We start from the raw sequence: 14,394 nt of genomic DNA on the forward strand, positions 1-14,394 counted from the left end.
ATAGAGGAGATATATAATATGGATGCTAAATGTGGTGATTGGGTAATAATACACAACACAGTTTTAAATCCTAGTCAAAGAGCTCCACAAGTTCCAGAGGACACTAAAAGTGTTCCTTTGGAAATGTGGGTTAAAGGATTTATAGATAAAGACGCAAATATAGGAGATTTAGTAAAAGTAACTACAATAACAGGTAGAGTAGAAGAAGGTAATTTATTACAAGTAAATCCTTATTATACTCATGATTACGGAAAGTGTATACCAGAGTTACTTCAAATAGGAATGCAGGCAAGAGAAATTCTATTTGGAGGTGAAGAGAATGAGAGATAATACCTATGAAGCAGTAATGAGTAGAAAAAATGAAATAATGAAAAATGCTATAGGAATAGATTATTCAGCATTTGAAAATGAAGGTGTTTCATTTGACTACGAAAAAATGATGAGAGAAACTGGATATTCTCTGGATGAAATAGAAAAAATTCAAAGTGATTACGCAGTAGGCAATACTCAGATAATTGAGCTTAAAAATATAACTAAGTTAGCAAGAAAAATGGCGCCAAAAGGAAAAGGTGCGAGAATATTTATAAAAGATGAAGCAGCTAATGCCTCAGGCAGTTTTAAAGCTAGACGTGCAGCAACGGCTGTATACCATGCTAAAAAAATGGGCTATAAGGGAGTAATAGCTGCAACTAGTGGAAACTACGGAGCAGCAGTAGCATCTCAGGCTGCTATGCAAGGATTAAAATGCATAATAGTACAAGAGTGTTACGATAGTAGAGGAATAGGCCAACCAGAAATAATAGAAAAAGCTAGAAAATGTGAAGCTTATGGTGCTGAGGTTGTTCAATTAACAGTAGGACCGGAGTTATTTTATAAGTTCTTACTAATGTTAGAAGATACAGGATATTTTAATGCTTCATTATATTCTCCATTTGGTATAGCAGGAGTAGAAACTTTAGGTTATGAAATAGCGATGCAATGTAGAGAAAGGTTAGGTAAAGATCCAGATGTAGTAGTTTGTACTAATGCAGGTGGAGGGAACTTAACAGGAACTGCTAGAGGACTTATAAAATCAGGAGCTTCTGATACTCAAGTAGTAGGAGCTAGTGTTAACTTAAAAGGTCTTCATATGGCAAGTGATAATCAATTTAATAAAAAATCATTTACTACAGGTCATACTGGATTTGGTATCCCATTTACAACTTGGCCAGATAGATCAGATGTACCAAGGTCTGCGGCTAGACCACTTAGATATATGGATAGATATGTAACTGTAAATCAAGGTGAAGTATTTTATATGACAGAGCTACTTGCTCAATTAGAAGGGTTAGAAAGAGGACCAGCAGGAAATACATCTTTAACTGCTGCATTTAGCTTAGCACAAGAACTAGATGAAGATAAAATAATAATAGTTCAAGAAACTGAGTATACAGGTGCAGGAAAGCACATAAATCCACAGTTAACATTTGCTAGAGATAATGGAATAGAAATAAAGTTTGGAAATCCAGAAGAAGAAATTTGTGGAGAGAATTTAATATTACCATCACATCCAAATTTAATTAAAGTTAAAGATATGGATATGGTTAAGATAAGAAAATCTTATATAAAAAATGCCATAGAAAATAATCAAGTATCTTCACTAAGCGATGCTGATATAGAATTTTTAGCACAGGATTCTAAATGTAGTGAAGAATTTATTAAAGAAGTAATAAATGAAGTGTTTGCAAAGAACATATAAAAAATAGGGGGATAATCATGAAAAAGAGATTAGATGATTTTGAAGATAGAAGAGCACACTTAGCTAATTTAAGCGATGAAGAATTAAAGCAAAAATTCTGGGACTTAGCAAATGAAATAGTTCAGCCAATGTTAGAACTAGGAAAAAAGAATACTTCACCATCAATAGAAAGATCAGTACTTCTAAGAATGGGATTCTCTTCATTAGAAGCTAAAGAAATAGTAAATGGAGTAATAGATAGAGGATTAATGGGAAAAGGAGCAGGTCATGTTGTTTTAAAACTTGCTAAAGAAAAGAATATAAGCACTCGTGACGCTGGTGTAATGTTAGTTAATGGGCAATGTTGGGATGAGGTAGAAAAGTTATTTGCTAAGGAGGGTGTATCATGCTAAAGGAAAATAAAAAATTAGATATAGAATATATATTACAAGATCTTGAAAATTATAGACCTAAAAGAAGAGGTTGGACTTGGAGAGAAGCAGAAGAAAATTTAGAAATGGGACCTTTTACATATAAAGACTGTTCAGCTCCTTTAAAAGAAAGTGTAGCTTTACCATCAGCTAAGTATTTTAATAATATAGACCCACAACCAAAAGCAGTAATAACTACAGAAATAGCTTCAGGAAGATTTGAAGATGATATAAGAAGAATGAGAATGGCTGCTCATCATGGTGCGGACCACATAATGGTTATAAGAACTGCTGGTCAATCTCACTTTGATGGATTAATAGAAGGTACACCACAAGGTATAGGTGGAGTTCCTATAACTAGAAAACAAATAAGAGCGCAAAGAAAAGCTTTAGACTTTATAGAAGATGAAGTAGGAAGACCAATAAACTACCATTCATATGTAAGTGGAGTTGCAGGTCCAGAAGTTGCAGTTATGTTTGCTGAAGAAGGTATAAATGGAGCTCACCAGGATCCACAATATAATGTTCTATACAGAAATATAAATATGATAAGATCATTTGTTGATGCTTGTGAAGCTAAAAATATAATGGCATTCTCTAATATGGCTCAAATAGATGGTGCTCACAATGCTAATGCAACTGCTAGAGAAGCGTGGAAGGTTATGCCAGAGTTAATGGTACAACATGCCCTAAACTCTATATTCTCTGAAAATGTAGGCATAAAGAAAGATAACATATGTTTATCTACAGTACCTCCAACTGCACCACCAGCTCCATGTTTGACATTAGATTTACCATATGCAGTAGCACTTAGAGAATTATTCTCTGATTACAAAATGAGAGCTCAAATGAATACTAAGTATATGGATTCTTCTACTAGAGAAGCTACAGTAACTCATGTACTTAACTTATTAACTTCAGTATTAACTAGAGCAGATATACAATCTACAATAACACCAGACGAAGGAAGAAACGTTCCTTGGCATATGTACAATATAGAAGCTTGTGATACTGCTAAACAAGGTCTTGTTGGTATGGATGGATTAATGGAAATGATAGAACTTAAAAATATTGGTCCATTAAGAGATAAATCAAGAGAATTAAAAGAAAGAGCAGTATTATATATGGAAGAAATCTTAGAAGTAGGTGGATACTTCCAAGCTGTTGAACAAGGATTCTTCGTTGATTCTGGAAACTATCCAGAAAGAAACGGTGATGGTATAGCAAGAAAAATAAAAGAGGGTGTAGGAGCAGGTAGTGTTTACGAAAGAGATGAAGATTACTTAGCACCTGTTACAGCTCACTTTGGATATAACAACGTAGCTCAATACGATGCTGTTTTAGTAGACGAACCATCTAAGTTAATAGAAGGTTGTACATTTGAAAATCCAGAAAAAATAATATACATAGATGAGTTAGACGATATAGATAATGTAAATGTTAGACTTAAAGAAACAGAAGAATATAGAAATACTACTAAGATAAAGCCAGAAATGGAATGGTGTGCTGATGGAATAGTTATGGTAAACATGGTACTTCCAACAGACAAAAGAACTGCTGAATTTGCTGCAGTAGAATTTGCTAAGAAAATGAACTTAGAAGAAGTAGAAGTAATAAGTAGAGAAGTATTACATTCTGCAGAAGGTACTAGAATTGAATTAAAAGGTAGAGTACCATTTAGTATAGATATAAATGATTTAGTAATACCAGAAGAGCAAAAAGTAATGACTGAAGATGAAATAAGAGCAGATATAGAGAAAAAACCTCTAAAAATAGTTTGTGCAACAGTAGGAGAAGATGAGCACTCTGTTGGACTAAGAGAAGTAATAGATATAAAACATGGTGGTATAGAAAAATACGGTATTGAATGTCATTACCTTGGAACATCTGTGCCAGTTGAAAAATTAGTAAATGCAGCAATAGAATTAAATGCTGATGCAATACTTGCTTCAACTATAATAAGCCACGATGATATACACTACAAAAACATGAAGAAAATGCATGAGTACTGTATAGAAAAAGGTATGAGAGAAAAAGTAATGTTAGCAGCTGGAGGAACTCAAGTAACGCCTGAGATAGCAGTAGAAAACGGAATGGATGCAGGATTTGGTAGAAGTGACAGAGGAGTAAATGTTGCAACATTCTTAGTTGAAAAAAGAAGAGAGTTAGAAAATAAATAATGAGAATAGATGTATTAGTTGCTGAGATAGGCTCTACAACAACAGTTGTAAATGCCTTCTCAGGCATACATACAGATAATCCAAGCTTCATTGGTCAGGGGCAGGCACCAACATCAGTATTTGAAGGTGGAGATGTTAGAAACGGACTTAATGGAGCTATTTATGATTTATCCAAAAACTTAGGCGTAGATAAGATTGAGTATGATCATATGTTTGCAACATCAAGTGCAGCAGGCGGACTAAAAATGACTGTTCATGGTTTAGTTTATGATATGACAGCAAAGGCGGCTAAAGAAGCGGCATTAGGAGCAGGAGCGGTTATTCATAAAGTAACAGCAGGTAAAATAAGAAGAACTGATATAAAAGAAATTAAAGAAATTAAACCAAATATAATTTTAATAGCTGGTGGAGTAGATTATGGAGAACGTGATACTGCACTATATAATGCAGAACTTATAGCAGGCTTAAACTTAGGTGTACCAGTAATTTATGCAGGTAATGTGGAAAACCAAGAAGAGATAAGATTAATATTTGAGGATACAAATTATAAATTATATATTGTAGATAATGTATATCCTAAAATTGATTATTTAAATATAGAGCCAACTAGAGAAGTAATCCAAAATGTATTTGAAGAACATATTACTAATGCTCCAGGTATGGAACACATAAAAGAGTTAGTAAATGAAAATATCACACCAACACCAGGAGCAGTTATGGAAGCTTCTAAACTGTTAAAAAGTCATTTAGGCGACTTAATAGTAATAGATGTTGGAGGAGCAACTACGGACCTTCACTCAGTAACAGAAGGTAGTGATGCTGTTAATAGAATATTAGTAAATCCAGAGCCAGTTGCCAAAAGAAGTGTAGAAGGTGATTTAGGAGTCTATGTAAATATGAAAAACATAGTAAGCCTAATAGGTAAAGAAAATTTAGTGGAAGAATTTGATTTTGATATTGATGAAGTAATGGACAATTACTTGCCAATACCTAAAACTAAAGAGCAAATGAGCTTTGTAGAAAGACTTACAAAAGAAGCTGTACTTCGTGCTACCAAAAGACATGCAGGAACTATTAGAAATGTATACGGAGCTAGCGGTAAAAGCAAGATTGCAGAAGGTAAAGATTTAACAGAAGTTAAATATGTAGTAGGTACAGGTGGAGCACTTACACGTCTTCCTCAAAGAGTAGAAATTATGAAATACATATGTGAGTACAATAAGAACAAAGACGTATTGTTCCCAAAAGCAGATGCGAAAATATTAGTAGATAACGATTATATAATGGCATCTCTAGGAGTTTTATCTAAGAAATATGAAGAAGCATCTCTAAAGCTTATGCTAAAAAGCTTAAGACTAGAGGAGGAAAAAAAATGTATCCTAGATTAGATATAAATATAGAAAAATTAAAGACAAATATTAAGGTATTAAGTGATATTTGTAAAACTCATAATATAGATATGGCAATGGTTACAAAATCATATTGTGCAATACCAGAAGTAGTAGAAGAAATAACTAAAGAAAATGTAGACTATATAGCAGATTCTAGAGTTAGTAATCTTAAAGCCTTAAATCATATAGGAATTCCTAAAATACTACTTAGAATACCAATGCTTTCAGAAGTAGAAGAAGTAATAAAATATGTGGATATTAGTTTTAACTCAGAGCTTACGACTATCTACAAATTAAATGAAGAAGCTCAAAAGCAAAATGTTATTCATAAAATAGTAGTAATGGTAGACTTGGGAGATTTAAGAGAAGGATACTTTGACGAGGAAGAATTATATAGTGCAGTAGAAGAAATTTTAAAGCTAAAAAATATAAAACTATATGGGCTAGCAACAAATTTAACTTGTTATGGAGCAATAATTCCATCTAAAGAAAACTTAGGAAGATTAGCATATTTAGCTGGTGAAATAGAGAATAGACACAATACTAGATTAGAGCTTGTATCTGGTGGAAATTCTAGTTCAATAGATTTAATGATGAAAAACAACATGCCAAATGGAATAACTAACTTAAGATTAGGCGAGGCTATAGTCTTAGGTAGAGAAACTGCATATGGTGTAGATTTAGAGGGAACATACCAAGATGCATTTAAACTTGTTTGTGAAATAGTAGAAATAAAAGAAAAACCATCTTTACCAATAGGTGAAATAGGTGTAGATGCTTTTGGGAATAAACCAGTTTATGAAGATAGAGGAATATTAACTAGGGCAATAGTAGCTATTGGAAAGCAGGATATAGATATAACATCTATACATCCAGTAGATAAAGAAATAGAAATTTTAGGAGCTAGTTCTGACCATATGATACTAAACTTGAGAGGATGTAGTAATAAGTATAGTATAGGTGATAAAATAGAATTTACACTTGAGTATGGGGGTCTAGTTACAGCATGTACTAGTCAGTATGTATATAAAAATGTGGTTTACTATAAAGATATAGAAAAACAACTAGCATATTAAGCATTATTTTATTAAAAAGGCTATTAAATTTATAAATAATAGCCTTTTTTGCTTTTTAGAAAAAGTTATTATTTATAAATTAAAATATAGAAATATTATAAAGATATTAAAAATACTTTACCTATATACATAATTAAAATATAATTTAATAGTATAATAGATTATATTATGTAGAAAAATGAAGGGAAAATTTTTATAATATAAATAATGATGATAATAAAAATATTAAAAACGGTTTTATTGGTGATGATAATTTTCTTTACACAAGATATTATTCAAGTACAGGCTAACCAAAGTAATATACAGTTCAAAAATATAACTATTGATGATGGGCTATCACAGGGTACCGTAGAAGTATTACTTCAAGATAGCAAAGGATATGTATGGATTGGAACTAATGATGGTCTTAATAGGTATGATGGATATAGTTTTAAAACATATAAATACTCAGAAGAATCTAATAGTATAGCTAATAATTATATATTATCTATAAAAGAAGATAAATATAATAATATTTGGGTAGCCACTATAAATGGTTTGAGTAAAATAGATTCTGATGGTGAAACAATTAAAAATTATTATAATAAAAAAGATAAAGGAAATCTTTCCCACAATAATATTTCAGATATACTTATAACATCGGATTATAAAGTGCTAGTATCAACTGCAAATGGATTAAACTTATATGATGAAAAAAGTGACAGTTTCAAGAGAGTTCTTGGAAGAGAAAGTGACTTAACTAGTCAGGATATATACAGTTTAGAACAAGACGAATTAGGTAATATATGGATAGGAACGTATAATGGATTAAATAAAATAGATGTAAAAACTAAAGAGATAAAGTATTTTTATAGTTCAGATAAAAATGGTATAAGTGAAAACTCTATTTACAAAGTATATAGTGATAATAAAGGTAATATTTGGGTTGGAACTTTTAACTCAGGTGTAGATAAAATAGATATAAAAACTAATAAAATAACAAATTATAAATATAGTGAAGGAAATTCAAAGTCTCTTCCAGGAAACTATGTTAGAAATATGATAAGAGACAATCAAGGCAACATGTGGATTTGTACAGACAATGGATTGGCTAAATATATAGAAGAAACAGAAACTTTTATAACCTATAAAAATGATTTAGGAAATAGATATAGTTTATTAAATAATGATGTATTTAGTATAATTCAAGATAGAACAGGACTTATTTGGTTAGGAACTTATGAAGGAATAAGTATATTTAATCCTCAAAATAACATTGAGCACTATAAAAATGATAAATTAGATATTGGGTCGTTGAGCTCAAGTGTAATTCATGGTATTTACGAAGATGAAGATGGATTAGTATGGATAGGAACGAACTTAACAGGCTTAAATATATTAAATAGAGATACAGGTGAAGTAAGTTATATAACCAAAAAAGATGGATTAAGCAATGACAGTATTAACTATATTGTAGGAGATGATAAATATATTTGGGTGGCAACTAATGATGGTTTAAATAGAATAGATAAAAAAACTAGAAGTATTAAAATTTACAATAAATTTGATGAATTTTCACTAAGAAAAATAAAGACTTTATTTAGTGATAGTAGAGGTTATTTGTGGATAGGAACTCCAAATGGTTTAAGTATATTAGATAAAAAAACTGATGAAATTATTGATATAACTCATTATCTTTTAACTGATGACATTAGTAAGGATACTTATGTAGAATCTATACATGAGGACAAAGAAGGAAACTATTGGATAGGTAGAGTTATAGATGGTGGACTTACAAAACTGGATGTAAAAAATAATTCTATGAGACACTATAGACAAGAAATAGAATCAAAAGATTCTATAAGTTCTAACTCTATAAAGAGTATTGCTGAAGATAAAGAAGGTAACCTTTGGATAGGGACATATTATGGTTTAAATAAATTAGATAAGAAAACAAATAAAATTACTAAATATACAGAAAAAGATGGATTACCAAACAATACTGTATATGGTATAACAGTAGATGATGATAATAATAATATTTGGATTACCACAAATAATGGGGTTTCAAAGTTTGAGCAAAATAAAGAAATTTTTTATAATTATAATATTATAGATGGATTCCAAGGAAAAGAATTTAACGGAGGGGCTTGTTATAAAAATAGCAAAGGCGAAATATTTTTAGGTGGTACAAATGGTCTAAACATATTTGAACCTTCACAAATTAGTAAAAGTGAAGCTAATAAAGAAAAAGTAGCCTTCGAAGAATTTACAGTAAATAATAAACTTTATAAAAATATAAACAATATGAAATTCAATTATCAGGGAAATTCTATAGGAATAAAATATTTTTTCCCTGATTTTAAAAATATTGAAGGTATTAGATATTACTATAAAATAGAAGAAGGTGAAGAGTGGAACGAAACTCAAAATAATGAAATTTTATATAAAAACTTGAAACCTGGAAATTATAAATTTAGAATAGTAGCTAAAAGTAGTGGTGGACTAGTTAGCCAAGAAAATAAAGTTAGTTTTACTATAAGGCCTCATATATTGCTTAGTGGATGGGCTTTTATAATTTATATTTTAATAATAGTATTAGCTATTAAACTCAATAGACTAAAAATGAAAAATTTAGATAGATTAGTAGCAAGTAGAACAAATCAATTAAGAGAAGAAATGGAAATTAAAAATGAACTTTTTAACAAAGTAATAAAATTAGAACAAAGCAAAAACAATTATTTTATAAATTTATCTCATGAGTTAAGAACTCCATTAAATGTAATATCAACAACAGAACAATTAATCTTAGAAAGAATTAAAAGAGACAAAGATATGGATAAGGAAAGACTAGAATATCACACTAAAGTTATGCAAAAAAATACTAAAAGACTTTTGAATTTAATAAATAATATAATAGATACATCTAAAATAGAGCATGGTAACTATGAAATTAATATTAAAGAAAATGATATAGTATATATTGTAGAAGAAACAGTTCTTGGTCTTAAGGACTATGTTGAAAGTAAAAATATAGAATTAATAATTGATCCAGAAGTTGAGGAAAAGATTATTGAATGTGATTTTTCCGAGATAGAAAGATGTATAGTAAACTTAATAAGCAATGCTAGAAAATTTACTCCAGAAGGTGGAAAAATAGAAGTGATTATCAAAGAAATTGGAAAATCAGTAGCAATAAGTGTAAAGGATAGTGGTATAGGTATACCGATTGAACACCAGCAAGTTATTTTTGATAGATTTAGCCAAGTTATAGACAAAAATTCAGAACAAAAAGGTGGTAGTGGATTAGGTCTTACAATCACTAAACATATAGTAGAAATGCATAAAGGAAAAATCTTTGTAGATAGTAAAGAGAATGAAGGAACTACTTTTACAATTTTATTACCAACAAAAGTAAATAATACTAACTAAAATATTTATAAAAATAGCTAATAAGGTATATGTGAATGGAATTCACATATACCTTATTTACATTGAGGATTTATAAGTTCATATTTGCTTACATCAAAATTTTTTTCTCCCCACTTACACATAGCCTCAAGTATATTATAGAGACTCATACCTTTTTGGGTAATAGTATATTCAACCTTAGGTGGTACTGTAGGATATACAGTTCTAGAAATAAGATTATCATCCTCTAATTCTCGAAGTTGATTTGTAAGAGTTTTATGAGATGTATGTTTTATAAATGATTTTATTTCACCAAATCTTTTAGTTCCATTTTCTATTAAAAAATAAAGAATAAGTGGTTTCCATTTACCACCTATGGCGTTTAATGTTATTTCCATTTCGCAAGTTAAGCAATGTTTTTTCATAGTATCCTCCGTAAAGTTAAGACAAGTGTATTGAAATTACTATTGGTTACCTATTTTTCACTAGGTAACACCAATGTGCGTACTTAAAATAAACTACAAGTTTAGATATAATTATATTACAAATTGACATCAATGTATATAAGTGGAGGTAAGCTATGAAAAAATTAATAGTTATAACAGGAGCAAGTTCAGGGATAGGAAGAGAAATTGCAAAAAGATTTTCACAAAATAATCACCCAGTATTATTATTATCTAGAAGATTAGATAGAATGGAAGAATTAGACTTAGAAAATTCAATGTGTAAATCTGTTGATGTAACAGATTTAGAAAAAATGAAAGAGGCAATAAGAGAAGCCGAAGAAAAGTATGGTAAAGTTGACTGTTTAATAAATTGTGCAGGAATAATGTTATTAGGTCATCCAGAGGAACAAAGTTTTAAAGAATGGAATGACATGATAGATGTTAATATAAAAGGAATACTAACGGGAACTAATATAGTTTTAAAAGATATGGTAAAAAGAAATGAAGGAACAGTAGTAAATATAAGTTCTATAGCAGGAAGAAAAACTTTTGATAACCATGCAGTATATTGTGGTACAAAATTTGCTGTACATGCAATAAGTGAAAACATAAGAAAAGAAGTAGCAAGTAGTAATGTGAGAGTTATAACAATAGCTCCAGGAGTTGTTGAAACACCATTATTATCTCATACAACAGATGAAAATATAAAAGAAAACTACAATGAATGGAAAAAGACAATAGAGTCAGGACTAGAACCGGAAAAAATAGCAAGTTGCATAGAGTTTGCATACAATCAACCTCAAGATGTTTGTATAAGAGAAATAGTAATAGCAAAAACTAAGCAAGAAGACTAATATAGGAGATATATAAAGGAGCAAGTTATGTATAAAAATAAAGTGGTATTTGTAACAGGTGCAAGCAGAGGGCTAGGAAATAGCATAGCAAGAGCATATGCAAAATTAGATGCAAATGTAATAGCAGTAGATATAGTTGAGCATAATTTTACAGAAAAAAATATAACTTTTTATAAAGCTGATTTAAAAAATGAAAATGAAATTAAATTTATATTCAATGAAGTTACAAACAAATATGGAAGTATCCATATACTTATAAATAATGGAGCGATAAGTAAATTTAATAAGTCTATATTTGATATAGAAATAAGTGAATTTGATGAAGTAATAGCTGTAAACCTCAGAGGAAGTTTTATTTGTGCTAAAGAATTTATAAAAGCTAATAATGGACAAGATTACGGTAGAATAATCAATATAAGTTCAACTAGATTTAACCAAAATGAAGCTGGTTGGGAGGCTTATGGAGCTTCAAAAGGAGGAATTATATCTCTTACTAATACTATGGCAATATCATTATCTGAGACACCGATTACAGTTAATGCTATAAGCCCAGGATGGATACAAGTAGATGACTATGAATTATCAGAAATAGATAAAATTCAGCATCCATCAGGTAGAGTAGGTAAGCCTCAAGATATAGTTAATGCATGTTTATTTTTAACAAACAAAGAAAATGACTTTGTAAATGGAGCAAATATTATTGTAGATGGTGGAATGACTAAAAAAATGATATATGCTGATAATAAATGGGAATTATAATTGTTTATAAGAAATAGCTACTATAAATTTAGTAGTTATTTTTTTTTTGAAATATAGTTGAAAAATCTAAATAAGAGTATTATAATTTAGTTAAGTAAATACTTAATTAAATAAGAAGGGCATTAAACAGAATATGGAAAACCTAGCAAAAATATTTAAAGCTCTAAGTGATGAAACTAGGCTAAATATATTAATACTAGTATCAAATAGAAACATATGCCAAAAAGGTATATCAAAACATCTTGGAATCTCGGATTCTGCTGTATCTCAACATATAAAAGTGCTTAAAGATGCAAATATAATTCAAGGTTACAAAGAAGGCTATTATGTGATATACCATTTAAATAAAGATATACTTGATACGTGTATAAAATTTATTGAAAACTTAGGAAGCGAGCCTAGCGAAGAGATTAAATTAAAAGTTAACTTAGATGCCTTAAATTTAGGTTGTGGATGTAATTGTAAATCTATTAAAAAATGTTGTATGAGAAGGGAGCAAAAGTTATGAAAATATGTGTACCAGTAGAATTAAATCAGGGGTTAGATAGTAAGCCGTTTGGTCATTTTGGATCAGCGCCTATGTTTGTAATCTGTGATTTAGAAAGTGGAGAAGTAAAAGGTATAGATAATGGTGATTTAGGTCATGAACATGGTAAGTGTCAACCTCTAAAAGCCTTATCAGGAATAGAAGTAGATGCAGTAATAGTAGGTGGAATAGGTCAAGGTGCAATAATGAAGTTAAATCAAATGGGAATAAAGGTTTATAGAGCACAAGAAGGAAGCATAGGGGATAATTTAAACTACTTAAAAGAAAATAGGCTTCAGGAATTCCCAGCAAATCATAGCTGCTCTCATGATGGATGTAATCATCATTAATAAATAGTGTTGTAAACATAAACCACTTTTAAAATTCAAACTAAATAGACTATTAAAAAAACTAGATTAATTTCTAGTTTTTTTGTCTTAATATGAAGATAATTGAGTAATATCAAAAAAAATGGTAAAATATAGGGAGTCATAAATAAAAGTGGGAGAAAAATATAATGAGGAAGAATAAGGTAAAGGTAAGGAGTATTCAATTGCTCATCTGTATTATTCTAAGCTTGTCTACAATAGTATTTGCTGAAAATAATACAGATGACTATAATACAATATTTAAACTAGATGAAGAACAATCGTCAATAAAAGAAGGGGTTGTAGATATACTTATAGATTCTACTATTAAGCTAGTATTTACAAAAAATATTAGTAATGGCGAAGAAATGATAGAGATAAATAAGTCTTGCATAACTATGGTAGATGAAAATAAAATACCAATAGATATAGAAATTAGTATAAAAGATTCTAATAATCCTGAAAATACAGAAGATGCTAATAACATATATCTTAAACCATTAAATCCATTAGAGAAAGGTAAGAAATACACTTTAATAATTAGTGAAGACTTACAAACTAATGAAGAATACTTAGAAAAACAGCTACCAATAAGCTTGAATTTTACTACAGAATTAGAAGAAGAGCCACCAATTCAAGAAGAGAATATAATAGATAAAAAGACTTTAATACAAAAACTAAAAGAAGCTTTAAAACTTAAATACAATATAAAACTAGAAGAAATAGAAAAAAATAAAATTCTAATAATAATTACAAATAAAGATGAAACTATAGAGAATAAGTATATTTACATAGGTACAATGGAAGAAGTAAAAGAAATAATAAAAAAACTTGAAGCGGAAATAAATAAGCCTGTGGAACCAGAAGATCTCGAAAATCCTGGTAATAAACCTAATCCAAAGCCGGACCCAAGCCCGAAGCCAGATGAGGAACTAGGAGGTTATCCAGATTCAGATTATGAAGACCAAGATCCAGATTCAGATCATAAGGATGAGGGGTATGAAGATGAAAAAATAGACAAAGATGTACAAGAAGAACATAAAAATGAAAAACCAAAAGATGATAATGAGTATGAATTTAATAACAATTTTGGAGTAGCATTAATTCTATGCGTTTTTATAGGAATATCAATGTATATGATCTACTTTTCGTAATTAGCAGTACAAGCCTATACTTGAGTTTATGTAATTTAAACTTAAGTATAGGCTTTACTTATCTTATAAAATATCTATATTTAAAATAGCTTATAAATATAA

General features: G+C 29.6%; 13 protein-coding genes. 12 read left to right on the forward strand and 1 reads right to left on the reverse strand.

The genetic code is table 11. The features are described from left to right. Positions 1-18 precede the first annotated feature (18 nt). From ortA to ACRC03_RS13700, 7 genes are all read left to right on the forward strand, one after another. Positions 19-330 carry a 2-amino-4-oxopentanoate thiolase subunit OrtA gene (gene ortA, locus ACRC03_RS13670; RefSeq protein WP_438653138.1) on the forward strand — a complete coding sequence of 104 codons (312 nt, stop codon included), beginning with the start codon at positions 19-21 and terminating at the stop codon, positions 328-330. Further along, the gene (ortB, locus tag ACRC03_RS13675) at positions 320-1,738 is read left to right on the forward strand and encodes a 2-amino-4-oxopentanoate thiolase subunit OrtB (protein ID WP_438653139.1); all 1,419 of its coding nucleotides are present in this window, start codon (positions 320-322) and stop codon (positions 1,736-1,738) included. The genes ortA and ortB overlap by 11 nt, the downstream gene beginning before the upstream one ends. 17 nt (positions 1,739-1,755) lie before the next feature. Continuing rightward, entirely contained in the window at positions 1,756-2,130 is a 375-nt protein-coding gene (locus tag ACRC03_RS13680; protein WP_438653140.1) for an ornithine aminomutase subunit alpha, read from the forward strand. After that, positions 2,124-4,328 carry a D-ornithine 4,5-aminomutase subunit OraE gene (oraE, locus tag ACRC03_RS13685; RefSeq protein ID WP_438653141.1) on the forward strand — a complete coding sequence of 735 codons (2,205 nt, stop codon included), beginning with the start codon at positions 2,124-2,126 and terminating at the stop codon, positions 4,326-4,328. Before ACRC03_RS13680 ends, oraE begins: the two co-directional genes overlap by 7 nt. After that, positions 4,328-5,716, forward strand: a complete 1,389-nt coding sequence (locus ACRC03_RS13690) for a GlmL-related ornithine degradation protein (protein WP_438653142.1) — start codon at positions 4,328-4,330, stop codon at positions 5,714-5,716. Before oraE ends, ACRC03_RS13690 begins: the two co-directional genes overlap by 1 nt. After that, positions 5,701-6,795, forward strand: a complete 1,095-nt coding sequence (orr, locus tag ACRC03_RS13695) for an ornithine racemase Orr (RefSeq protein ID WP_438653143.1) — start codon at positions 5,701-5,703, stop codon at positions 6,793-6,795. Before ACRC03_RS13690 ends, orr begins: the two co-directional genes overlap by 16 nt. A 207-nt stretch (positions 6,796-7,002) precedes the next feature. Next, the gene (locus ACRC03_RS13700) at positions 7,003-10,206 is read left to right on the forward strand and encodes a ligand-binding sensor domain-containing protein (protein WP_438653144.1); all 3,204 of its coding nucleotides are present in this window, start codon (positions 7,003-7,005) and stop codon (positions 10,204-10,206) included. Between the two features lie 53 nt (positions 10,207-10,259). Here the strand turns inward: ACRC03_RS13700 and ACRC03_RS13705 are convergent, their stop codons facing one another. After that, complete coding sequence (locus ACRC03_RS13705) at positions 10,260-10,610, reverse strand: winged helix-turn-helix transcriptional regulator (protein WP_438653145.1); 351 nt, start codon at positions 10,608-10,610, stop codon at positions 10,260-10,262. A 155-nt stretch (positions 10,611-10,765) separates the two neighbouring features. Between ACRC03_RS13705 and ACRC03_RS13710 the strand changes: the two genes are divergently transcribed. From ACRC03_RS13710 to ACRC03_RS13730, 5 genes are all read left to right on the forward strand, one after another. Next, positions 10,766-11,485: an SDR family oxidoreductase gene (locus ACRC03_RS13710; RefSeq protein ID WP_438653146.1), complete on the forward strand. Its 720-nt coding sequence runs from the start codon at positions 10,766-10,768 to the stop codon at positions 11,483-11,485. 27 nt (positions 11,486-11,512) lie between these two features. Then, complete coding sequence (locus tag ACRC03_RS13715; RefSeq protein ID WP_438653147.1) at positions 11,513-12,244, forward strand: SDR family NAD(P)-dependent oxidoreductase; 732 nt, start codon at positions 11,513-11,515, stop codon at positions 12,242-12,244. A 133-nt stretch (positions 12,245-12,377) separates the two neighbouring features. Continuing rightward, on the forward strand, positions 12,378-12,752 hold the full coding sequence (locus tag ACRC03_RS13720) for an ArsR/SmtB family transcription factor (protein WP_438653148.1): 375 nt from the start codon (positions 12,378-12,380) through the stop codon (positions 12,750-12,752). After that, a complete protein-coding gene (locus ACRC03_RS13725) occupies positions 12,749-13,120 on the forward strand; it encodes a NifB/NifX family molybdenum-iron cluster-binding protein (protein ID WP_438653149.1) in 372 nt (123 codons plus the stop codon). Before ACRC03_RS13720 ends, ACRC03_RS13725 begins: the two co-directional genes overlap by 4 nt. 167 nt (positions 13,121-13,287) lie before the next feature. Next, the gene (locus tag ACRC03_RS13730) at positions 13,288-14,292 is read left to right on the forward strand and encodes an Ig-like domain-containing protein (protein WP_438653150.1); all 1,005 of its coding nucleotides are present in this window, start codon (positions 13,288-13,290) and stop codon (positions 14,290-14,292) included. The last annotated feature ends 102 nt before the right edge of the window (positions 14,293-14,394 follow it).

This window comes from Romboutsia sp. (genome assembly GCF_051659545.1).
GTDB lineage: Bacteria > Bacillota > Clostridia > Peptostreptococcales > Peptostreptococcaceae > JBOFOR01.

What these genes read in the sequence shown, in the direction of transcription:
- ortA (WP_438653138.1), top strand. Translation starts at nt 19, where the DNA reads ATGGATGCTAAATGTGGTGATTGGGTAATAATACACAACACAGTTTTA.
- ortB (WP_438653139.1), top strand. Translation starts at nt 320, where the DNA reads ATGAGAGATAATACCTATGAAGCAGTAATGAGTAGAAAAAATGAAATA.
- ACRC03_RS13680 (WP_438653140.1), top strand. Translation starts at nt 1,756, where the DNA reads ATGAAAAAGAGATTAGATGATTTTGAAGATAGAAGAGCACACTTAGCT.
- oraE (WP_438653141.1), top strand. Translation starts at nt 2,124, where the DNA reads ATGCTAAAGGAAAATAAAAAATTAGATATAGAATATATATTACAAGAT.
- ACRC03_RS13690 (WP_438653142.1), top strand. Translation starts at nt 4,328, where the DNA reads ATGAGAATAGATGTATTAGTTGCTGAGATAGGCTCTACAACAACAGTT.
- orr (WP_438653143.1), top strand. Translation starts at nt 5,701, where the DNA reads ATGTATCCTAGATTAGATATAAATATAGAAAAATTAAAGACAAATATT.
- ACRC03_RS13700 (WP_438653144.1), top strand. Translation starts at nt 7,003, where the DNA reads ATGATGATAATAAAAATATTAAAAACGGTTTTATTGGTGATGATAATT.
- ACRC03_RS13705 (WP_438653145.1), bottom strand. Translation starts at nt 10,610, where the DNA reads ATGAAAAAACATTGCTTAACTTGCGAAATGGAAATAACATTAAACGCC.
- ACRC03_RS13710 (WP_438653146.1), top strand. Translation starts at nt 10,766, where the DNA reads ATGAAAAAATTAATAGTTATAACAGGAGCAAGTTCAGGGATAGGAAGA.
- ACRC03_RS13715 (WP_438653147.1), top strand. Translation starts at nt 11,513, where the DNA reads ATGTATAAAAATAAAGTGGTATTTGTAACAGGTGCAAGCAGAGGGCTA.
- ACRC03_RS13720 (WP_438653148.1), top strand. Translation starts at nt 12,378, where the DNA reads ATGGAAAACCTAGCAAAAATATTTAAAGCTCTAAGTGATGAAACTAGG.
- ACRC03_RS13725 (WP_438653149.1), top strand. Translation starts at nt 12,749, where the DNA reads ATGAAAATATGTGTACCAGTAGAATTAAATCAGGGGTTAGATAGTAAG.
- ACRC03_RS13730 (WP_438653150.1), top strand. Translation starts at nt 13,288, where the DNA reads ATGAGGAAGAATAAGGTAAAGGTAAGGAGTATTCAATTGCTCATCTGT.